General features: G+C 57.1%; 15 protein-coding genes and 2 pseudogenes. 7 read left to right on the top strand and 10 right to left on the bottom strand.

Annotated features, from left to right (window positions below; all coding sequences use genetic code 11):
- Nucleotides 1-86 precede the first annotated feature (86 nt).
- Nucleotides 87-467, top strand: coding sequence for a hypothetical protein (locus tag INHI_RS20805; RefSeq protein WP_014889317.1), 381 nt, complete (start codon nt 87-89; stop codon nt 465-467).
- A 59-nt stretch (nt 468-526) separates the two neighbouring features.
- Nucleotides 527-1915, top strand: a complete 1389-nt coding sequence (locus INHI_RS0101915) for a PepSY-associated TM helix domain-containing protein (protein ID WP_027246515.1) — start codon at nt 527-529, stop codon at nt 1913-1915.
- 304 nt (nt 1916-2219) lie between these two features.
- Here the strand turns inward: INHI_RS0101915 and INHI_RS0101925 are convergent, their stop codons facing one another.
- Both INHI_RS0101925 and INHI_RS0101930 read right to left on the bottom strand, forming a co-directional pair.
- Nucleotides 2220-7397, bottom strand: coding sequence for a DUF4347 domain-containing protein (locus INHI_RS0101925; RefSeq protein ID WP_027246516.1), 5178 nt, complete (start codon nt 7395-7397; stop codon nt 2220-2222).
- Between the two features lie 320 nt (nt 7398-7717).
- The gene (locus tag INHI_RS0101930; protein ID WP_027246517.1) at nt 7718-8629 is read right to left on the bottom strand and encodes a LysR family transcriptional regulator; all 912 of its coding nucleotides are present in this window, start codon (nt 8627-8629) and stop codon (nt 7718-7720) included.
- 110 nt (nt 8630-8739) lie between these two features.
- Here INHI_RS0101930 and INHI_RS0101935 point away from each other — a divergent pair, with 110 nt between their 5' ends.
- From INHI_RS0101935 to INHI_RS0101955, 4 genes and pseudogenes are all read left to right on the top strand, one after another.
- On the top strand, nt 8740-9705 hold the full coding sequence (locus INHI_RS0101935; RefSeq protein ID WP_027246518.1) for a glutathione S-transferase family protein: 966 nt from the start codon (nt 8740-8742) through the stop codon (nt 9703-9705).
- 61 nt (nt 9706-9766) lie between these two features.
- Nucleotides 9767-10579, top strand: a complete 813-nt coding sequence (locus INHI_RS0101940) for a hypothetical protein (protein ID WP_027246519.1) — start codon at nt 9767-9769, stop codon at nt 10577-10579.
- 132 nt (nt 10580-10711) lie between these two features.
- Nucleotides 10712-11685: pseudogene (locus INHI_RS20170) on the top strand (IS5 family transposase).
- A gap of 105 nt (nt 11686-11790) precedes the next feature.
- The gene (locus tag INHI_RS0101955; protein WP_162148079.1) at nt 11791-12003 is read left to right on the top strand and encodes a Hint domain-containing protein; all 213 of its coding nucleotides are present in this window, start codon (nt 11791-11793) and stop codon (nt 12001-12003) included.
- Nucleotides 12004-12437: 434 nt separating this feature from the next.
- On the opposite strand, the gene INHI_RS0101960 is transcribed toward INHI_RS0101955, so the two are convergent.
- The 6 genes from INHI_RS0101960 to INHI_RS0101985 are packed head-to-tail and all read right to left on the bottom strand — an operon-like array spanning nt 12438 to nt 18217.
- On the bottom strand, nt 12438-12902 hold the full coding sequence (locus INHI_RS0101960) for a phosphatase domain-containing protein (RefSeq protein ID WP_027246522.1): 465 nt from the start codon (nt 12900-12902) through the stop codon (nt 12438-12440).
- Entirely contained in the window at nt 12899-13444 is a 546-nt protein-coding gene (locus INHI_RS0101965; RefSeq protein WP_014889308.1) for a histidine phosphatase family protein, read from the bottom strand. The genes INHI_RS0101960 and INHI_RS0101965 overlap by 4 nt, the downstream gene beginning before the upstream one ends.
- Nucleotides 13441-14508 (bottom strand): MBL fold metallo-hydrolase, encoded by a 1068-nt coding sequence (locus INHI_RS0101970; RefSeq protein WP_027246523.1) that lies wholly within the window; start codon nt 14506-14508, stop codon nt 13441-13443. The genes INHI_RS0101965 and INHI_RS0101970 overlap by 4 nt, the downstream gene beginning before the upstream one ends.
- Nucleotides 14509-15558, bottom strand: coding sequence for an ABC transporter ATP-binding protein (locus INHI_RS0101975; protein ID WP_027246524.1), 1050 nt, complete (start codon nt 15556-15558; stop codon nt 14509-14511).
- Nucleotides 15546-17249: an ABC transporter permease gene (locus INHI_RS0101980; RefSeq protein ID WP_027246525.1), complete on the bottom strand. Its 1704-nt coding sequence runs from the start codon at nt 17247-17249 to the stop codon at nt 15546-15548. Before INHI_RS0101980 ends, INHI_RS0101975 begins: the two co-directional genes overlap by 13 nt.
- Nucleotides 17249-18217, bottom strand: a complete 969-nt coding sequence (locus tag INHI_RS0101985) for an ABC transporter substrate-binding protein (RefSeq protein WP_027246526.1) — start codon at nt 18215-18217, stop codon at nt 17249-17251. Before INHI_RS0101985 ends, INHI_RS0101980 begins: the two co-directional genes overlap by 1 nt.
- A 204-nt stretch (nt 18218-18421) precedes the next feature.
- Between INHI_RS0101985 and INHI_RS0101990 the strand changes: the two genes are divergently transcribed.
- Nucleotides 18422-19153, top strand: a complete 732-nt coding sequence (locus tag INHI_RS0101990) for a DeoR/GlpR family DNA-binding transcription regulator (protein WP_282052749.1) — start codon at nt 18422-18424, stop codon at nt 19151-19153.
- Nucleotides 19154-19453: 300 nt separating this feature from the next.
- Here INHI_RS0101990 and INHI_RS0102000 read toward each other — a convergent pair.
- Nucleotides 19454-19815: pseudogene (locus INHI_RS0102000) on the bottom strand (transposase); the annotation flags it as partial.
- 815 nt (nt 19816-20630) lie between these two features.
- Nucleotides 20631-21760, bottom strand: a protein-coding gene (locus INHI_RS0102010) for an IS3 family transposase (protein WP_155805531.1) whose coding sequence is annotated in 2 segments (ribosomal slippage) — nt 20631-21526 and nt 21526-21760 — 1131 coding nt in all. Because the reading frame shifts where the segments join, the coding sequence is not laid out codon by codon here.
- Nucleotides 21761-22015: the final 255 nt, after the last annotated feature.

Below are 22015 nucleotides of genomic sequence, written 5' to 3' on the forward strand. Positions count from 1 at the left end.
GCCAGACGACCCCTTCGGTCTGCAAAGCCCTGTTTCCACCTCAAAACCACTCGCAATTCAACCGCAGTCGAACTACGACACTGTCTATGCGATTCGCGGTTCATATCTTTCCACGACTGGCCATGATGCTGGCGCTCGTGCTCGCCCTGGCCAGCACTGGTTTTGCACATACGATTGAGCGCGCCGAAGACTCACCGGACTACGCAGCCTTTGTCGCGGCAGGCGGCGCACTCAGTGATCTATGTGGCGACAGTCAGGATCCGGGCCACGGTACTCTCGCGCAATGTGAAGCGTGTCGACTGGTCGCGGCCGCGCTGATACCTGACCATCCGGCAACGCCCGGCGTCGCATGGGTGCAACGTTCAACGGCATCTGCTCCATTGACGAGACTGCCGCACAGCACGCTTTGGCGTGATCCGGCCCATGGCAGCCGAGCTCCTCCTCCGCTTTTGACCACTCTTCTCTGACGTCAATTGCAACTCAGGTGCTGTGACAACAACAGCATCCAAAGGCCTGGAGCCAACCCATGACTATGCCCAATTCCACCGCGCAGCCGCAGGGCAGCGCGCAAAAACTCTATTTTGCCGCCTGGCGGTGGCATTTCTACACCGGACTGTTTGTCATTCCGTTTCTCGCTACACTCGCGGTTACCGGCCTCGCCATGCTGTGGATCGCCTGGATCGATGGTCGCGATGGTGAGCGCACGCCCGTGGCGCCGCAAGAACAGGTTCAACCACTCTCGGTGCAGGCCGAGGCCGCGCAAGCACGCTTGCCAGAGGGCGAGTTAAGACAATACGTGGCTCCCCGCGATGCCGATCTCGCCGCGCTTTTTCGTGTTGATCATGATGGCGATGCCGTCATGATCGCGGTTGATCCCTACACCGCTGAGGTCATCGAGACCTTCCCGCGCCGCAGCGGTTGGTATGATTTTGCGGATAACTTGCACAGCGATCTGATGCTAGGTGTCAGCGGTGACCGGATTTTGGAAACGGCAGCCTCTTTGGCGTTGGTGCTGATTGCAACCGGCCTTTACATGTGGTGGCCCCGGACGATCGGGTGGCGTCGCGCCCTGCTGCCCAGCCTAGGACGTGGTCGGAGCCTGTGGAAATCACTGCATGGTGTGGTCGGCATCTGGATCTCGCTGTTTCTCACACTGTTTCTAGTTTCTGGCCTAGCGTGGGCCGGCATTTGGGGGGGTAAAATGGTGCAGGCCTGGAGCCAGTTCCCAGCTGAAAAATGGGACAATGTACCGCTATCCGAAGACGTCCACGCCAGTATGGATCACGCCCGGCGCGAAGTCCCCTGGGCGTTGGAACAAACGCCGATGCCTGCCTCGGGCAGCGATGTGGGACGGGTCGGTGTGACAACTGCTCTCGTCGACATCGACAGCATCGATGCCTTGGCCCGCCGCATCGGGTTCGAGGGGCGGTATCAGCTGAGCATTCCGCGCGGCGACACCGGCGTCTGGACCGTCAGCCGGGATTCAATGAGCACAGACAGCACCAACCCCACCTCCGACCGGACCGTTCATATCGACCGCCATACGGGTAAGATCCTGGCCGATGTCCGGTTTGCCGATTACTCTTGGGCGGGGAAGGCGATGGCGGTTGGCATCGCCCTTCATATGGGGACCCTGGGGCTATGGAGCGTTCTCGCAAACACGCTGGTTTGTCTGTCCGTCCTGTTCCTATGTGTCAGCGCAATTGTGCTCTGGTGGAAACGTCGTCCGACCAGGGCTGGCCGTCTTTCGGCGCCGCCGATGCCAAAGGAAATGCCCATCTGGCAGGGCGCAGTCCTGGTTGGCCTCGCCGTGTCCATGGCGTTTCCCATGGCAGGGCTGGCGCTTCTGACGCTGCTGGTAGTTGACTGGATGCTCCTGTCCCGCCTACCGGCTCTGCGCCATAGGCTGACGTAACATCGCCCTCCAATGCGCGCCGACATTTTTTGGCGCGCATTTTTTTGACAGGGAATACCGAGAAATTTTGGGGTGCCACGTAGTCTCCCCATCTGGGATGGGGTCAGAATCCATTGATTTCCGTACTGCGGAGTGGTTCATCGCGCGCAAACGAGCGGTGAACATGTCTGATCTTTTCTGGCTGACGGATGCACAGATATCGTGTTTTGAGTGGGATTATCTTTATCAATCGTAGTAGCTTGCGCTGCTATCGCTCCGACTGCAACGGTCATCTACTGGCTCTGAAACTCAATGAATCCAAACCCTAGAACAGGAACACAGCCTCATTCAGATCCGCCAGCGATATGTTGTGGAGGGTTAGCGTGCTGCCATCCTCAAAACTGAAGATGAAATCGCCATCTGATTGCATGCCAAAGGCAAGCGCCTGCTCACGATCAGTGAAGCTGAAGTCCCTGAGGTTAAGCTGATCATCTTGCACATTGAAATCTGAAATTCGGTCGTTGCCGCGCCCGCTGGCAAAAATAAACGTATCACGACCCGCGCCTCCGCGTAACAGATCATCGCCCATGCCGCCGTTCAATGTGTCCTTGCCGTCGCCACCAGCGAGGCTATCATCGCCGCTGCCGCCGAAGGCCCTGTCATCATCGATACCGAGGGAGATCTGGTCGTTCCCGAGGTCACCGCGGACACGATCGGCACCAGAACCGGCAAAGACCGTATCGTTACCCTGCCCGGCACGGACACTATCGGAGCCCTGGCCGCCATAGACACGGTCCGCGCCTTGGCCACCGCGCAGCGTATCATCGCCTTGCCCGCCATGAAGCATGTCATTCCCGCCGCCACCGTTCAGCTGATCATTCCCCGCGCCCGCAACACCGCGGTCGTTGCCTAAACCGAGGAACAGCCGATCGTCACCGTCACCACCGCGCAATGTATCAACGCCCTTGCCACCATGGAGGAGATCTTCGCCTCGATCCCCGGTAATGCGGTCATTTCCACCGCCGCCGTTGATGGTGTCATTGTAGTTAGTGCCACTGAAGGTGTCATTGTCATCACCTGCCGACACATCCATCGGTGTTTCAACAGGAGCTGGCGTTCCGCCTGACGATCCACCACCTGAGGACGCGGGATCTACATTGATCGTAATCACGGCCAAATCAGATATTGCACCATCACCGCCAACGATCCTGACACCGATCTCCCGGTTTCCATCTGTCGGGGCACCGCCAGATGTGTTGTCATATTGAACGGCACTGAGAAAGCTTTGCATCGCCGCATGGGTTGCGCCTGCGGTAAGGTTGATCACCAGATCCTCTCCCGCGCCGCCAGTTCCGGTGGCCGAAACAGTTCCGATGGCTACGCCGCTTACCGATACGACAGACCCATTGCCCAGACCTGCGGATAGGGAAACGACGCCGCTGACATCCACCGAGATACGGTCTTCGGCCTGCATGCCGTTTTCGTAGGAAATCGTCACGGTCCCCTGATCAAAATTTGCATCGTCCGGGTCGCTGACGGTCAGATTACCATCCACATCAATGGGGGTCGCATTAGCGCCTTCGGTAAACGTAAAACTGTCGCCGTCCAAGTTTCCGATGACCGGAGGACTGCTGACGGCAAGAATATCAAACGTGCCAGAAACATCCTGATCGCCGCCGTTTGTGCTACCATCATTATCATTCAATGTCAGATCGAAGGTCCGCGTTCCGCTTGCGGAGGGCGCAGAATAGGTGAGATTCTGCAGAAGCGTTTGCACGTTGGCGCTGGTCGCACTTCCGGTTGTGAAATTAATTGTGAGCGTTCCACCATTGGCGCCGACATTGGTGGGGTCAATGGTCCCAACCGTCACCCCATTGACCTGCACGGTCTGCCCTGCGGCTATGACTGCATCCCCATCTGATGTGACAAGCGTGCCATCCACGCCCCAGGACCCATTTGCAGTTCCCGAGGTCTGTTGGATGGTCAGAGACCCCCCTTGGTAGTCATCAGAATCGAGGTTCGAGACCGCGGCATCATTGAGCCCGCTGAGGTCTGCAAAACCCGTCCCGAGAACAATCTGGCTGGCGGCCTCGGCAAACACCGCGTCCACCACGGGTGCGTCATTCACCGGGCTCACCGTTACAGTCGACGCCAGTGACAGCGTGGCACTGTTCTCATCGCTGCCCGTTGCACTACCACTGTCGGTCAAGCCCGTGATTGTGACAACACGGTTGGAGGCATTGGTCGGATCCTCTGACGTGTTCTCATAGGTGATAGCGTCCACCAAGGTTTGAACGGCTGCCGAGCTCATCGTGCCGCTTGTCAGCGTGACGGTGGCGGTTGTGCCAGTGACCGAAACTGTGGCTGATAGGCTATTTGTTGCAGTGGTGAGCGTGTTGGCATCGGTCAACGCAAGTGCACTGCCATCAATGTTCAGGATTTCCGCGCTGCCATCGGCCAAGTTGGTGATAGTCAAACGCAGCTCAGTAAAGGTCTGCCCGGACTCTATCGTATCGGCGCTGACTGTATGGAACAGATCCATAGCAGTGCCGCCTTCGATGAAATTCGGATCGGTGCCGGTTGCGCTCAACGTGGGCGCATCATCCGTCGCGGCGACGGTTACGGTCACGGTCGCCGTATCTGAAGTGATGCCAACATCATCCACGATTGTGACACCCAGCGTTCGGTTTGCTGTATTTGGTTCATCGCTGGTGTTGTTATACGACAGCTCGGTTATGAGGGCCTGTACCCGTGCTGGGGTCGCGTTGGTGTTAAGGTCGACCACAAGGTTTTCATTCGCGCCACCTGTTGACCCTGCAGCGAGCGCTCCGATCATCACCCCCTGCACCGTCACCGTTGAACCAGCAGTCTGTCCGGCAGACAGCGCAACATTTGCGCTGGTGTCAATGACAATGCGATCATGGGCGGTTTGCCCGCTCTGAAACGCGACGGTCAACGAACCGCTGTTGAAATTGCCGCCATCTGCATCACTGACAGTGATGTCTGCGTTTGTATCCAAGGCAACATCGCCACCGTTTTCAACGAATGCAACAGTGTCACCAGAAAGATTGGCGATCACAGGTTTGTTGCCAATGGACATTGAAAAGTCGACCGAGATATCCTGATCACCGCCATTGGCGGTGCCGTCGTTGTCGTTCAATGTTATGGTAAAGGTCTGCTGACCGGATCCCGCGGCAGCGCCCCAACTCAGGTTCTGGATCAAGGACTGGATGGTGGCGTTGGTGGCATTGGCCCCAAAATCTATCCTGAGATCATTGCCGCCTTGGCCGTCGTCAGTCGCGTCAACCGTACCAATGCTCACGCCGTTGACCGCGATGATTTCACCGGCTGCAATTGTGGCGTCCGCGTCCGATGTAACAGTTGTACCATCCACAGAGAAATCGCCGCTGGCTGTATTGTTGCCCCCGTTATCGGTGATCAGCAGGAAGCCACCGTCATAATCACCTGAGTCCGCATTCGTCAGGGCTGTATTCCCGCCTGCGTCGATATCTTCGACGGTGCCCGGTAGCAGCGTGGCATTGTCACCGCTCAGATTGCTCAGACCCGGCGCGTCGTTTACAGCGGTGATGGAAACTGTGCTTGTTAAGGACAGCGTCGCAGAATCGTCGCCGCCATTTGCGGTGCCGCCGCTGTCTGTCGTCTCGGTGAGCGTGACAACTCGGTTGGCGCTAGTCGTCGGATCGTCAGAGGTATTCTGATAGGATAGGCCATCCACCAATGTCTGCAAACCCGCCGCTGAAAGAGACGCGCCAGAGAAGCTGACCGTCGCGGTGGTGCCGCTGAGAGAGACTGTCACGCTCAACCCATTGGTCGCGGTGGTGGCAGAGAACCCATGCGTCAGAGTCACCTGAGAGCCGTCGAAATTCAGCACCTCATCCGCGCCATCGCTGACGTTGGTAACGGTGAGGGTCAATCCGGTGAACATTTCGCCACTCTCGACAGTGCTGGCGGTCACCGTGTTGAACAGATCGGACGCTGTTGCGCCTTCTACATATGTGGGGTTACCGCCAGTTGCGACCAGTGTCGGTGCGTCATTGACCGAAGTCACATTGATGCTGATGGTGTCTGCAGTGCCGGTAGCGGTTCCATCACTGGGCGTAACAGTCAACGTCGCGGTTGTCGTGTCGTTGCTGCTGGCGGTGAATTCAATCTTGGTCGTGTCATTCAGATAGGTGTTCAGGGTCGCAGCGCTGCCCTGAAGGGTCATCGAACCGGTGCCGGAATTTGCAACCGTCACGCCCCCAGTGACCCCATTGCCATCGGTAGAGGCAATCGTACCGCGATCTACAGCCAGGGTCAGAGTAATGGTATCGCCATCCGCGTCCGATACATTATAGGCAGAGAGATCAATCGCCGTTGCGACATCCTCAGTCGCTGTATCATCTGCCGGTGTCCCGCCGAGTGCAGGCACAACATTCGATGGCGTGGCGGCATCGACGGTGATGCTCACAACTGCAAATTCCTGAAAATCGGGGTCATTCGAATAGTCAACGACCACGGTTCGGACGGATGCCCATGCAGCATCGCTGTCCCAGCTCCCGGACCCGATATTGTAAGTTGCCGTGACACTCGCTCCGCTGGCTCCCCAATCGAGACTGTCTGTGACAACCTCAGTTCCGGAACTGTTGAACCCGCGGATCGTAAACGTGTCACCGCTGAGGCTGTTAGCACGGCCTATTACCGTAAAACCCTCAAAGCTGAAGTCGCCGTCTCCAGACAATTGGAAACCATTGCTATCATTGTTGAAGAAGGTGCCGTCTGTATTACCAACATTGCCACCGAGCACGGCACCTACCGCCATGTTCATCGCGCCGCGAATATTCAAATTGGTGAAGGTATTTGCCCCTTCGGTCCCATCTCCATAGTCCAGGGTCACCGTGATGCCGGGAAAATCCGCTATACCATCGCTGCCGTCGGCCCAATCTGCCTTGTTGTCCCCACCGTTAGAGTAGGCGCTATAGTCAATAACTGTGGACAGAACCCCGGAAAACTGGGCCTGCGCTGCCGCCGACACACCAACTGGTGTCGTCACGGCACCTTGTTGCAGGCCAAGCGTCCAGTCGCCGCCCAGTTCCGCCGCCCCCGTCAACGTCTGCGACGCGGCCACATTGGCGCCGGTCGCCTCTGCCAGAGCGGTGACAAAGGCCTCGCCCTGCGCTGTCGCAGCGACCTTGCAGCCATAGAGAAGGATGTCGCCAGTTGGATAGAGCGCTTCGCCCAGCACCTCCATCACCTCGGGATTATCTGTAATGACGCTTTTTGTGACAACCTCATTCCCAATAAACAGTTTGCCCTCGTCACCATGTGAGACAACATGCAGGGAAGACAGGCCACTCATATCGCGTAGAGCATCCGCGATCTGGGCCAGACCGGGTTTATCGCTGTCCAGCAGGACAATTTTCGCTTGCTCGGGCAAGTCTTGCAGCAACGTCTGGTACTGTTCTACGGAAGGGTCAAAAACAAAGACTTGAATATCAATCATTATAAATCTCGGCAGCCATTATGGAGGGAACTAATTGACCATGGTATTCAAGACTCTAGTAGTCGAGGTTAATTTTTCCGACAACTCATCGTAAAAAGATAGGCACAAACATCTTTTTCTTTGGTCATGCACCTAACGCCCCGTTGGCCATTGAAGAGGACGGCTCACTATGTGGTTTCAGGCACATGTTTTACCCGCTGCACGCCCCCCAACAGGGGGATGACGCACGGGACGGAAAAGGCGAGCGGATCGCTTTTCAGCTGTGTCTGCCTGGCCGTACTGACGCAATACAATATGTGACATGGAGGCAGTTTTCACATTCAGGCGTTCTGGTCCCATGATGGCTGATCACCGCCAAGATGCTCCAGGATGAAATCAATGAAAACCCGCACTTTGGCGGGCAAATAGCGGCGCTCCGGATAGACGGCATAGAGCGTCTGAGACGGCAGCCGACATTGGGGCAGTACCCGTACCAGTCGCCCGGTCGCCAGGTCCGGGCCAGCGCTGAAAGTCGGCAACCGACCTATCCCTGTCCCGCCCAAAATAGCCTCCCGCAGCGCGTCACCATTGTTAACGCTGTAGCTACCACCGGGGCGGAAAGTCTCCACCTCGCCACCGGAGTTGAAAACCCATTCCTGGAAATCCCGGCTATAGGAATATTGCAGACAGTTGTGGGTACTGAGATCGCGGACCGCCTCCGGCGCGCCGTGGCGTTCCAAATAGGCCGGGGCAGCAACCAGAACGTTGTGCAATGGTGCAATCTTGCGGGCGACCAGCGCGGAATCCGCGAGCGTTCCGCCGCGCAGCGCTAGGTCGAACCCGTCAGCGAACAGATCTGCCACCCGGTCATCCATAACCATTTCCATAGATACGCCGGGGTGACGCGCCAGAAAGGCGGAAATCAGCGGAGCCACATGCAAACGCCCGAAGGCCATCGGCACATTCACCTTCAGACGCCCCTTGGGGGCCTCTTGCAACGCCAGCACGCTGTCCTCGGCCTCCTGCGCCGCCTCTTGCGCCCGGACCGCATGGGCATAGAAATGCTCGCCCGCCTCGGTCAGGCTGACATTGCGGGTGGAGCGGTGAAACAGTTGCGCCCCCAGCCGCCTCTCGATCTGGGTGATCCGCTTGCTGACTGCGGATTTTGTCACCCCCAATCGCCGCGCTGCAGCAGCAAACCCTTGGGTTTCGGCTACTGCCACAACCACCGGGATGTCCCCCATTCCTTCCATCAGCATTCTCCGACTGGGGTGAGTTTTTCTCAACGATAAGTTTCACCTTAGCCAGATTATCGCGCCTATGGAAACATTCTATCTTTGCCCCGTCATCAAGGAGGCGACCCATGGCAAAGATGCCGATTGACGGTATTCTCACCGAAAAACCAAAACCGGGAGACGGGGTGTTCCGCCGCATGAGCAGTGGTTTCCGCAATCGGATCGAGCCACAGGCGGAGGCGGAATTCCCGGCTGAGGTAGGCCGCTACCACCTTTATGTCTCCATGGCCTGTCCCTGGAGTCACCGCACCACGATCCTGCGTGCGCTGAAGGGGCTGGAGAAGATTATCACCGTCACCCAGATGCTGCCGATGGCAGGTCCTGACGGGTGGCAGATCGACGCCGCAGCTCATGATCCGACAGCCGGAGTGCCGCGGGATGAGTACCTCTATCAGGTCTATCAGCGCGCAGATCCAAGCCACACCGGGCCGGTTACCGTGCCGGTGCTGCTGGACAAGAAGACCTGCCGCATTGTCAGTAACGATTCCGGAGAGATCATGCGGATGCTGAATTCGGCCTTCGATGAGCTGGCAGGCGCCACGCCGGATTTCTACCCGCCGGATCTGCAGCAGGACATCGACCGGATCAGCGCCGAAATCTATGCCCCGGTCAGCAATGGCGTCTACCGTGCAGGCTTTGCCACCACCCAGGCCGCCTATGACGCCGCAATCACCGATTTGTTCGGCAAGCTGGTGGAGCTGGACGCCCTGCTCGGCACCCGTCGCTACCTGACCGGGGAGCGGACCACCGAAGCGGACTGGCGCCTGTTCACCACCCTTGTCCGGTTCGACCCAGTTTATGCGACGCACTTCAAGACCGACCGCAAGCGGATCGCTGATTACCGCAACCTCGGCCCTTACTTGCGCGACCTATACCAAGTGCCCGGCGTGGCCGCCACGATCGAGATGGAGGCCATTCGCCAGCACTATTTCCTGAGCCACCGGCACATCAACCCGCACGGGATCATCTCTACTGGTCCGGATCAGGATCTCGATGACCCGCATGGGCGGGACGGCACAGCCTACCCCACCTGAGCACATCACCCACAACCCCGCCGGGTCCACTGCCCCGGACACTGAACTGGAGAACTCCACTATGAAACTGCTTTCAAAACTTGCCGCAGCCGCAGCCGTACTGTGGCTCCCCGCCCATGGGCTTGCCGGCGCCGCAGACACCGCCGGCCTCCTGGAACTGGAATACACCGATAGCCGCCCGGCCTCGCTTGGCGTGGAGGACGTGAATGCGGTGCTGAACAGCGTCGGTGTCCGCATAAGCACCGTTGCAATCCCGGATCAGGCGCTTCCGGTCCTTGAGGCCTCCCGCAGCCGCGCCATCACAGCCGAGGAGGAGGCGCAGCTGATCTCTGCCCTTGAACTGACCCGCGAAGATCTGCTGGCGGAAATCGCCGCCGCAGGGCGGGAGCCGACGGTCGAAAACGGCGGCTCGCTCACCACTTCGGAACCGGGTGTTGCGCCCTACCCCAAGGTCTATGACATGAACAAGATGGACGCGGAGACCCGGGTCTGGGTCCACAAGAAATTCGGCCCGCTGCACATCAACCACGCCGAGGACGGCACCGGCATCGATGAGGTGATGACCGTCGTCTCCGGCGGCCCTTGGGTCTGGTTCTTTGAGCTGCCCGGCGATGTCATCGGCAAGCTGACCCTGGGTCATGTCGGCCCGGAGGGCGAGGCCTGGCGCATCAGCTATCCTGGCATCCGGCCGCACGGCGGATTTCTTAACCCGGAATACGGGCTTTTTGTCGCCTATGCGCACGGGCCCGAGCAGTTCGAGATCCATTTTGATGCGGACAATGTGGCCGGTTCCCGCCTGAACGGCACCAATGCCTGGATCGACTTCTCGGGGGAGAAGCCGGTGCTTCTGGATACCCTTTCGAAAAACAACTGAACCGCGAGCGTCTGGCGACTCTTGAATAGTCGGCAGACGCCGTCCGCCACGAATGTGTTCCATAAAGGGGGCTCTGTTGCACAAATTCCGTGTGGGATTCATCTCATGAATCCAGCGTGGTAGCTGGGATGCATGAGCAGACCTTCACCCCCGACCTACAGGACCAGGAACTGGCCAGCCTACAATCATGCGCTCAAGCGCCGCGGCTCGCTGACGATCCGGTTTTACCCTGAGATGAGCTGGGATGCCGCGCCGACAGGCAGGCGCGGCCGCCAGCAGACCTACAGCGATGCCGCCATCCAGACATGCCTTTCGATGAAGGGGCTGTTCGGCATGGCGCTTCGGCAGACGATAGGCTTCGTCGAAAGCCTGCTGCGGCTGGTCGGTCTCGACTGGTCGGTGCCTGACTTCAGCACGCTGTCCCGCCGTCAGAAGACCCTGGCCGTAAACATCCCGTATCGCGGGTCGAAGGGCCCACTGCACCTGCTGATCGACAGCACGGGTATCAAGGTCGAAGGCGAAGGCGAGTGGCACGCCCGCAAGCATGGCGGTCCCAAGCGGTGCGTCTGGCGCAAGATCCACTTGGGGATTGATGAGGAAACGCTGGAGGTTCGGGCCGTAGAGATCACAGGGAACCATATCGGCGAGGAGCCGGTATTACCCGACCTGCTCAACCAGACCCCCGCGTACGTGCAGATCAGCAGCGTCACTGCCGACGGTGCCTACGACACCCGCAAATGCCACGATCCAATCGCTGACCGCGGTGCCCACGCTGTCATCCCGCCCCGCAAGAACGCCAAACCGTGGCAGACCGTCACCGCCGGTGCGGTCGCACGAAACGAAGCACTGCGGGCATCGAAATACCTCGGTCGTGCCCTCTGGCGACGATGGAGCGGATACCACCGTCGAAGCCGCGTCGAAACAAAACCTCTCGGGATCATGCTTCGCATAACCCTGCCGGTCAGTGGATGCATTGCGTGAAACTGTTGGGGCAGCGCCTCATGGCGCGGGACTTCGACCGGCAGGTCGCGGAGTTTCAGGTCCGTATCGCCGTTCTGAACGGCTACACTGCGCTCGGCATCCCTGTCACAGAGCCCGTGGGATAAGTCTGTCCGGGGAAAGGGGAACACCGGCCATCAGCCGGTTTGTGCAACAGAGCCGTCACAAGCGCTCATGCCGAACTTATGTTTGGCAGTTCTGAGGTGCTGATAGTGGCAAAGCATCTTGTAAACGATTGCAGTATCCGGGCAAAACCAGGCGGTGAGGTTGAGTATTACCATCTACTGTTTGATCGGCACCAAGTGATTTATGCTGAAGGCGTGCCTTCCGAGAGTTTTTATCCGGGAGATCAATCGCTCGACAGTTTCTCTGAAGAAACGCGAGAAGAGATTCTGGAGCTGTTTCCAGAACTTCGCACAACATGAGTGCTATTTCCGTGGCCCGGCCTTCTTTGAAATCTTATGAAGGCCAGCTACTGCAGAGATATGTCTGTTAGCTTCGGTGGACAAGCGTTGTTGTTCCAAGATTGATGCGCCTTGATCAAACAGCCCGAAAGGTCGCCAGCTTCCGTCTCAGATTATGCGCTGCCGCAGAAAGTCTGGCGTTGCAGCACCAAAGTTGCAGTAGATCCCGTACCTCCGCCTATCATGGGATCACCGCATCCAGCCCTAAGCGGACATGGCCTAACGATGCCATGGAAGGACTCCGATCGTTCGCTGCATACTGGTGATACACGCAAAATAGCGAAGAAAACCCACATCCAGCTTATTTTACGCGTCCACAGTGTTTACTCTCGACATAATGCTCTTATTAATCCGTCGACGTGTCAGACTGCTGTTTAAATATCAACAATGTGTGATCAGAAATCCCCTGGTGCACATTGGAGGCAAACGAGCCCTTCGTTGCGCCAAGCCTCGACGACCGAAGTGCGGTCATCAATTACCAGCCAAGGCTTGAAGCCATCTGCTTTCATTTCGTTCAGCGCACTGCGCTTTACTTCTGGGTCACTCGCACTGTCCTGATCCATCGCCCGCAAATATATACCGTCGAAAGGCAGGTCATGTTTGTGAAGCCATGCAATCGTGTGTTCGGCCCAGCCTTTTGGCCGCCCGGAACAGATCACGATGGTCTCCCCGCTTTCTTTCAGCCGGCGCATAAGTTTCGCAATTGGTGCAATCAACGCGGCATCAGCCATGGCATGATGAAACTCATCCCAGTGTTTTTCAACACCATGCACAAGATGGCCAAGGCGGTCTGCATCGAATTCAGCAAGTGTGCCATCGACGTCGAATACCACACATGGGATAGGTGTTGCTTGAGTCATAGGGGCGTCTCCATCATTTTGCTGTCTGTCTGTTTGAAAAGGAGCGGTGTCGCATTTGGAGGGCGCCGCCCTGCGTCGCCGGTTGTCCAAAGGATACGAGCCGCACGAATGATGCCTGAATGACAAACAAGAACCGGTAGTTTTCCCTGCGAGGCCGCGCAAATTTCTGTAATCGCGGTGTGCACTCGCATTATCATGCCGGACCAGCATTCGCCTTGATCCGGCGTATCTTCCCGGAGGGGCTGTTCAGTCAGTGGTTTCCCCTCAAACACGCCCCAGTCGCGTTCTCTTAATCCGTTGTGCAGCCAGAAATGCTGGCCCGGAAAGGCAAGGCGTGCAGTGTCTTGCGCCCGTGACATCGGACTGGCGTAGATCGCGATTTGCTCTGGCCATGTCGTGTGAGATAGCGCGCGCGCCTGATTGCGGCCCAGCTGGGTCAGCTGAACATCCGTGACACCCGCGATGATCGCATCTGCGTTGGCGGTTGTCTCTCCGTGCCGGATCAGGCAAAAGTCTTGAGATGGCAAAGGGGGCGTGTTCATAAGCGCACCCGTTCGTGGAAGAACACCTCGGCATCCAATCCTTCAACAAGGTAATCCTCAGGATGGGCGCAAAAAGCGGGCGCAAAGCGCTTTGCGCCAAGGCGCTTTAGCATCTTCACCTGATCGCGCAGGGGAGGATGCACGTTCCAACGTTGGAAATAGCCGCCCGGAACACTGCAAATGCCACGCGCATGGGCCGTCATATGGCCTGTGAATACAACATGGGCATCGCGCCCCAAACGGCCGCTTTCATGCCAGGCCTGCACATACCCCCAAGCGGCACCACCGTCGGCGTTGGGTGTATCGCAGATTAGGAAACGCGCTTGCTCCATCGGACCACGGTCCAGAAGCGGAGCGATTTCTTGGGCATTGGCACTGACATTGCCACTGTTCAGCGCGGCGCGCAGCGTATCTTGGCACTCAGGGTCAAGCATTACACTTTCAGGTCCGTAGCACCGGATCAGATGCAGCGCCATCTCACCTGCACGGCCAGACGGGGGCACAGGTAAAAGCACCTGACCCTGCACCCTGTCCAGCAGGGCATGCATCGCCTCAAGGCGTTGAGATTGCGGGACATCATCCAAATGATAAGAGCAATCCAAAATGGCTGTCGCAGCCGGAGGCGGCGCATCGAAGGAAAACCAATCAGATTCCTCAGACCAATCACCAGAATAGTAGAACCCTTCTCCCAGATCGAAGTGGAACCAAACACCGCCCATCGCGTGCCCATTGCGGCCCGTGGTCAGTGTTACGCCATCGATCACCGTCTGACCTTGTTCGGGCAACAGATGCACTTTAGCGGCAGGGGGAAGCGCCTTGGCAGTCTGCGCCGTGGCATATATAGGCAGCCCTGCCTCCACAGCATAAGAGGCCCCGCCGATGTGATCAATGTGGTCGTGGGTGATGAACACAGCCTCGGCCCCCTCAAGCCAGAGGGGATCGAAATACGCGTTAGCCTCGGGGCCAAAGCCGCAATCAAGCAGCCAAATCCGATTATCCGAGGTCAGTTTTATGCATGCGGGACCTTTGTCCCCTATGCCGGAAAGTAAACGTATGCTTTGCATTTAATCCTCCCAAAAAGCCCAAGGAGTTGTAATTGTAAGGCCCAATTGGGTGCCGACCTCGAAACGGGCGCGGGTTTCGGCAAACAGGCGTGCACCGCAGTCGGTCACCGCTTCCAACAGGTATTTACCGCCCACATAGGTGACCCGCGCGACTTTGCTGCGCAGATCTCCTGTCTCGGTAATGGTCAGGTTTTCAGGGCGCAGACAGACATGGCTGACCTGCGCCTCCTGGCTTGCGGATTGCACTGCAACCTCGGCCCCCAGAATACGCGCCTGTTGCGCGTTTCCGCCGGATTTGTGCTCTTGCACCGGCACTACTGCGCCGCGCCCGACGAATTCTGCGACAAAGCGGTTCTTTGGCCGCTCGTAAAGGGTTTGCGGTGTATCGAATTGCTGAATGCGCCCTTGATCCATGACTGCAATCCTGTCGGCCATCGCCATGGCTTCGGTTTGATCATGAGTCACATAAACCATCGTGGCGCCGGTACGCTCGTGGAAGTCGGTAAAGACGCCCTGCATCGTCGCGCGGAGTGCCACATCAAGGTTGGCCAAAGGCTCATCCAGCAGGACCGCGCAGGGGTCAGACACAAGGCAACGGGCCAAGGCTACCCGCTGCCTTTGCCCCCCCGAAAGGTCAGAAGGCATACGATCGGCATAGTCCACCAGCCCGGTTGAGGCCAAGGCGGCATCGGTCTGATTTGCGATTTCTGCCTTGGATAGTTTTCGGATCTCAAGCGGGTAGGATATATTGCGCCGCACAGACATATGCGGCCAAAGCGCATAGGATTGGAACACAAACCCGATTTTGCGCACCTCGGGGGGCAGGTTCGCGCCCGTCCGGGCGTTGGCCATTTCGCGCGTCCCGATGCGCAGGCGTCCGTAGCTGGGCGCTTCAAAACCTGCCAAGATCCGTAAAAGCGTGGTTTTGCCACAGCCCGATGGCCCCAAAAGCGCAATAAATTCGCCGTCGTCAAACCGCGTTGTAATGTCTTGTAGCGCAGGCGTACCTGCGAATGTCTTGCCAACGCCGGACAGGTCTATGTCTGCCATGGGACAACTCCTTTGGGAAAGCGGCGTGATAACAACTGAATCAGCGCCATGAGGACGATGACGACAAGCACGATGGTCATCGCCAATGCGCTGGCCATGCCGGTTTCGCCGCTGTCATCGAGATTGAAAATCACCACGCCAAGCGTCTCGGTGCCCGAGGACCACAAAAGCGCAGACACCGTGACTTCGTTGAACGCGGTGAGAAAGACAAGAATCGCCCCCGCCGCCGCAGCAGGTGCCGAAAGCGGAAAGATCACATCACGCAAACGCCGGTAAAGCGAAGCACCAACCGATTGCGCTGCCTCGTCCATCGCCGGATCAAACTGTTTGAGGCTGGCCTGAACCGGACGGAACATGACCGCAAAGAAGCGCGCGATATAGGCCAGAAAAATAATCCAGATGGTGCCGTAAAGCGTGGCATCTGTGAAAGGCAGCTTGATCAGTAGCAAGATCATGGCAATCGACAAAACCACCCCCGGCAGCGCGTAGGGCAAGTCAAGCAGGCTATCGAACAGGCGGGCAAGCCGGTTCTTGCGCCTCTCCATCAGCCACGCCAGGGGGAAGCAAATCACGACAAGCACCAAGGATGCGCCCATTGCCAGCCCGAATGAGTTGGTAAACGCGCGTGATGTTGAGGGTTGCCGGAAAATCACCTCCTGCCACGACGCAATGCTGACCGTATCAAGGCGCAGCGGCACCCCGTAGGCGGGTATCAAGGAGGTGGCCAAAAGGCCAAACATCGGCAACACAAGGATGGCAAAAATCACCGCCCACAGAAGGATTTCAACAGGCAGGCGCGCCTTACCCAGCGGCAGAACTAAGGGGCGGGATGTGCTACCGACAAGGTGTAGCTTCTGACGGGTCTGGAAGAGACGTTGCAACAAAATACCGGCAACAGCCACAACCCCGATTAGCATCGCTAGAACCGAAACTTCGGCCAAGACCGTCGTCCCCATTCCCGCCAGCTTCTGATAGACAAGCGTCGGCAACGTCGCATAGCCTGCCGGAATGCCCAGCATCGCCGGAATGCCAAAATTGCCAAGAGCGGTCACAAAGGTGATTGCCGTACCGGCACCCAGACTGGGCAGGGTCAGCGGCAGCACCACTTGCCACCATATGCGCAACCCTTTCGCACCGCTGATACGGGCGGCCTCAACAACGTCTTGGGGGACAGATCGCAGGCCAGCGCGCAATGTCAGAAAAATGATCGACATATGCTGGATGCCCAGAAGAAAAATAATCCCCTCAGGCGAATAGAGTGGCTGCGGCGCCCCAAGTGGAGGCGCGATGCCCAGCGTTTTCAACAGAGCCGACGAAGGCCCCATAATCTGGACCCAAGACAGCGCGGTAATCTGCGGCGGGATCATCATTGGGATCATCAGGCAGAAAACCAGCGCCGCCTTCGCCCTCAGGTCTGTCAGCGCGACGAGAAATGCAAAAGCAGATCCCAGCACCAAAGATACCAAAGTGCCACAACCAGCCGTGATCAAAGAATGTTTAAGCGCGCTCAAGGTTGAGGGCTGCGCCAGCACATCGCGCATCAGGGTAAGGCTGGGGTCCCCTTGATACGTGACGCCCTCGACAAAAAGGCGCAACACTGGGGCAAGCGTCAGACAGATCGCGACGACCAGAATAGCAGAGAGCAGCCGGGCCTCGGACCGGCTGCCTCCGTTGTATTGTGCGGCAAACATTACTCAGCGCCGAAAAGCTCTGAGAATTTGGCTTTGTTGGCATCTGCGTTTGCGAGCGCTTCGGCAGGATCAAAGGCCATCAACTTGATGTCATCGCGCGCGGGGAAACCTGCGGGGACACCCATGCCGTCGCGAGCCGGGATATAGCCCATATCCAGAACCAGGTCCTGACCGTCTTCGCTCAGCAAGAAGTCGACAAACTTCTCTGCGCCCGCAACGTTCTTGGCAGAGGACAAGATCGCAACCGGCTCAGTCACATAGGAGACGCCTTCCTCAGGGAAAACGAACTCTACTGGCGACCCATCGGCCTTGTTGCGGATCGCGAGGAAGTCCACGACCATGCCGTAGGGTTTTTCGCCCGAGGCGACGGCCTTGAACGTACCACCATTGCCGCCCTGTGCGCGCACCCCGTTGGCGGCAAGGCCTTCGTAGTAGTCCCAGCCCAAGCTGTCGTCGCTTGTGAGCGTGGCAAGGTGGATCAACGCGGCACCGGAATACAGAGGTGATGGCATTGCGATCTGACCCTTGATTGAGGCGTCAGAAAGGTCGCCCCAAGATGTCGGTGCGGTTTCAACGCCGGTATTGTAGACAAGGCCGGTCGTGATCAGTTTGGTGGAGTAGTAAAACCCCTTGGGTGAGAAGAGGGCTGCGTCGTAGTTCTCGGCTTCGGGGGAGCTATAGGCATTCAGCAGGCCCTGTTGTGCCATGCCTTCAAGGGTTACGGTGTCTGCGATCAAAAGCACGTCAGGCTGCGGGTTACCGGCTTCGATCTCCGCGCGCAGGCGTGCCATCAGCTTGGTCGTGCCATCACGCACCCAATCGACTTCAGTGCCGGGGTTGGCTGCCATAAAGGCATCAACCGTGCGCTGCGCGTCAGCATTGGGTTGCGAGGTGTAAAGGGTGATCGTGTCGGCAATGGCTGTGCTGGCCAAGAGCGCGAAAGCGGAGGATGTGAGGACGGACTTCATAGGGCTCTCCTGAAGGTTATTTTTTCGAACGAAAGCATTTTGCGAGTCGCCTTATCGCTGAGAACCTTGACAGGTTTGTAACAGTTACTTGAAGGTTATATTTATATTGCAGTGCGCCGCCGAGTTTCCTAACATTATGGAAAAATTGATATTTTATTAGAGGACCCTGCCGTGAAAAGGGGTGTTACCCAGCGAAGAGATACGATCATATCGCTATTGTCAGAGAATGATATGCTTTCGGCTATGGATCTTTCGTTCGAACTTGATGTCTCTGTTCAAACGATCCGCGCAGATCTACGGGATCTGGATGAGGCCGGCTTGGTACAGCGGCGTAATGGTACCGTGCGACTGCGCCAACAAAGCGAAAATATCGGCTATCTGCCACGCGAAGGGATTGCACGGCAGGAAAAGCAACGAATTGCTTTATCAGTCAAGAACTTGATCCCAGATGGTGCGCGCTTGGCTTTGGGCACCGGCACGACAGTAGAGACATGCGCGCGTTTTTTGGCCTCGCACAAGGACCTATTTGTGGCCTCCAACAGCATTCACGCGGTCTGCGCTCTGCAACATGCTCAGGGCGTTGCGGTTGAACTGGCAGGTGGGGCTGTCCGAATGCGCGACCTGGATATGATTGGGACGCCTGCACTTGAATTTTTTTCTAAATTCAATGTGGACTATGCCGTGTTCAGCTGCGGCGGCCTGTCGGAGACCGGCAGAGTAATGGATTATAATTCTGACGAAGTAACCGCACGCACAGCTATCGCCAATTGCGCTAAAAATAGCATTCTGGTTATGGATAGCACAAAGAACGGGTTGGATTTGACCTGTCAGACTGGGAATGTCTGGGACTTTGACGTTGTGGTCACAGGTGCAACCTTTTCAAAGCCAATTCTACAAAGTTGTGCGCGACATGGTTGCCGCGTCATTCAAATATGACGATGGGATAATTCTGCGGGTATCTGGCGAATTTTAGGCTTGGCGTAAAAGAGGGATGCTCCAAACAAAAACACCTACCGCCGATCCATACGAGCTTCGTTATGTGCGCAAATAAGACATTCAATGCGGATGGCTCCAAGGGGCACTCTGGGTCGTTCGCATAACTTTGCCAAGGTCGCTTCTCTAATTGGGTGTTTGGGTCAAGCTCGTTTTCCTTGATCGCTGGGTCATTGTCACTCATCCGGGTCACATGTCTCTTCGCAGTCTGATTGATGCTCTGTTGGCATCGTGCAGCATGATCCCGAGCAGATCGGCTTGGCGGGCCAAACTCAGCTTGTGGTCGCGGTTGGTCATTTCTTTACGCTCCCCAACAGACCGGCCTTGGCGAGCGCTTCGCGCAAAAAACCGTTTTCCAGCGTCAACTGGCCAATCTTCGCGTGCAACGATTTGACATCGATCTCGGGCTCCTTCGACGCCTTCGGCTTGTCGTCAAAAACGTCTGTCACGCCGTCTAGGAGCTGGTCTCTCCATTGCTTGATCTGGTTTGGATGAACGTCAAACTGCGTCGCCAATTCGCTCATCGTTTCGTCGCCCTTCAAAGCTGACAATGCGACTTTCGCCTTGAATGCCGGGCTGTGGTTCCGTCTGGGTCGTCTTGCCATCGTTGCTCCTTCGTCCCGGCACGCCGCCGGATCAGGAGCGGAAAATCCACCTAGCTCAACTGTTCATATTTCTCGGGCCACCTCTTGTGATCGTACTGGGAGCTCGACCTCGAAACAGAGGTAGCCCAACTACGCATACTATCTGCGCTTCGCTGCCCTTGGTGCTGTCCGCAGCATCACCTGAGACAGCTTAGCCCTGCCGAGCGTCCGCTTCGGGGAATAACTGACCATGGAATTTTGCACCGACAGCATCATGGCACCCGCGGCCATGTCTATGTCCGCTCCGGGCTGGCTGGCGTCCTCTCCGGGCTGGCTGGCGTCCTCTGAGGACCGGGAACATGTGCGCGCACGCTGCAACCCTGCTGGTGCATCGCCGCAAGGCAGCAAGAACCCTCTTTGACCGATGCTGCAGTTTACATAAAGGTCTGCTACGCTGCCATGATCGAACTTGGAGAAGCCTATGGATGATCAGCACCCAAACGCTGAACGCGCATACACCCGAAAACAATGGAAGCGGGCAGTCAATTTGTCAGCTGTTCTTGGTTGGCTGTCGATAGCGGTTCCTATTTCTGCCGGTATGAACAGTGCCGGACTTCTCCAATTCTTCAACATACTGATTTGGGCCGCAGCCATCGGCCTCCCGATTGCATTTATTGCGAGCTGGCTAATTGCGGCTCCGATACTCAACAGACTAATGCGAAAGAATATTTCTTGGTTTCAGGCTGTAATTTGGGGAGGGGCGATCATGTTTCTCGCAGCTCTGGCAAGCATTGCAATTGGTCTTGTCACGCTTTCGTGCCGCTCCAAGTGCTCGTTTAAGCCACCTTCCGTTCGAAAGCGACCGGGCTTATCCAGCCCAGTGCTGAGTGACGGCGTCGTGGATTGTAGAACCCGTTGATGTATTCGAAGATTGCCATCTCAGCCTTCCGCCGTGTCTCCCAAGGATGCCGCCAGATCAGCTCCGCCTTGATCGTCTTAAAGAAGGTTTCGACGGCAGCATTGTCGTAACAATTACCCTTGCCGCTCATGGACACCTTAAAGCCGTGCTGGCGCAGGATCTTCTGATAATCATGAGAACAATATTGCGATCCGCGATCGGTGTGGTGGATGCAGTCCTTGGGCGGTTGCCGGAACGCGATGGCCATGTTCAACGCTCGGATTGCCAAGTCGCGTTTCATGCGGTTGCTAACGGCCCAACCGATTACCCGCCTGGAATGTAGGTCCAGGATAACAGCCAAATACAACCAGCCTTCGCGCGTCCAGACATAGCTGATGTCACCCGCCCATTTCTGGTTTTGTTTATCAGCGTTGAAGTCACGATCCAGCAGGTTGGGTGCTATATTGAGCTTATGATCGCTGTCAGTGGTCACCTTGTGTTTGCGGGTCCGAACAACAGATATGCCGTTCTGACGCATCAATCTGCCCACACGGCGATGGCCAACATCCAAGCCGATCTCCTTCAGCTCTTCGGTCATACGCGGCCTGCCATAACTGCCTAAACTGAGACGCGACTGTTCTTTGATATGCGCCAGCGTGACCAGGTCAGATCGCTGTCTGCGGCTGGCTGGCCGACTGCGGAACGCACGCAAACCGCGCAGGCTGACATCCATAACCTGACACAGGCGCGCTGCCGGAAACGCATCCCGGTGTTCTTCGATGAACCTAAACCTCATGGCTTTTGGCTCGCGAAGAACTGCGTTGCTTTTTTTAGGATGTCCCGCTCCTCCTTGAGAATGCGGTTCTCACGCCTAAGCCGGTCATTCTCTTGAGCAAGGCTCAAATCTTCTTTCGACACCACGTCTGTATCTCTGTGCGCGGTGATCCATTTGTTCAGCGTCGACATACCGACGCCAAGATCATCCGCCACCTGCTTACGCGTTAGCCCGCTGGTTAACGCAATCCGCACCGCATCTTGGCGAAATTCGTCCGTCCGTTTTAGTCCCATAGTTCATCTCCTTTGGTGCAGTAAATGCTATCAAAGGAGCGGCATCAAACCGCGACAGGTCCAGTTTAAGTTCTTTCGTCGAGTTCTGAAGCCGGAACACTGACGGAGATCCTCAAACTCTAGCAGGGGCGGCGCATCCCGGTGGGCGATCCCATCGAGTACGAAGCACTGCGGTGCTCGGACGTTCAACCCGTTGGGCGTCAAATGCAGGCGCTGTATGTTGTTGGTTTCATCGTAGTGCATTGTGTAAGTGCA

Source organism: Phaeobacter inhibens DSM 16374 (assembly GCF_000473105.1).
GTDB classification, from domain to species: Bacteria; Pseudomonadota; Alphaproteobacteria; order Rhodobacterales; family Rhodobacteraceae; genus Phaeobacter; species Phaeobacter inhibens.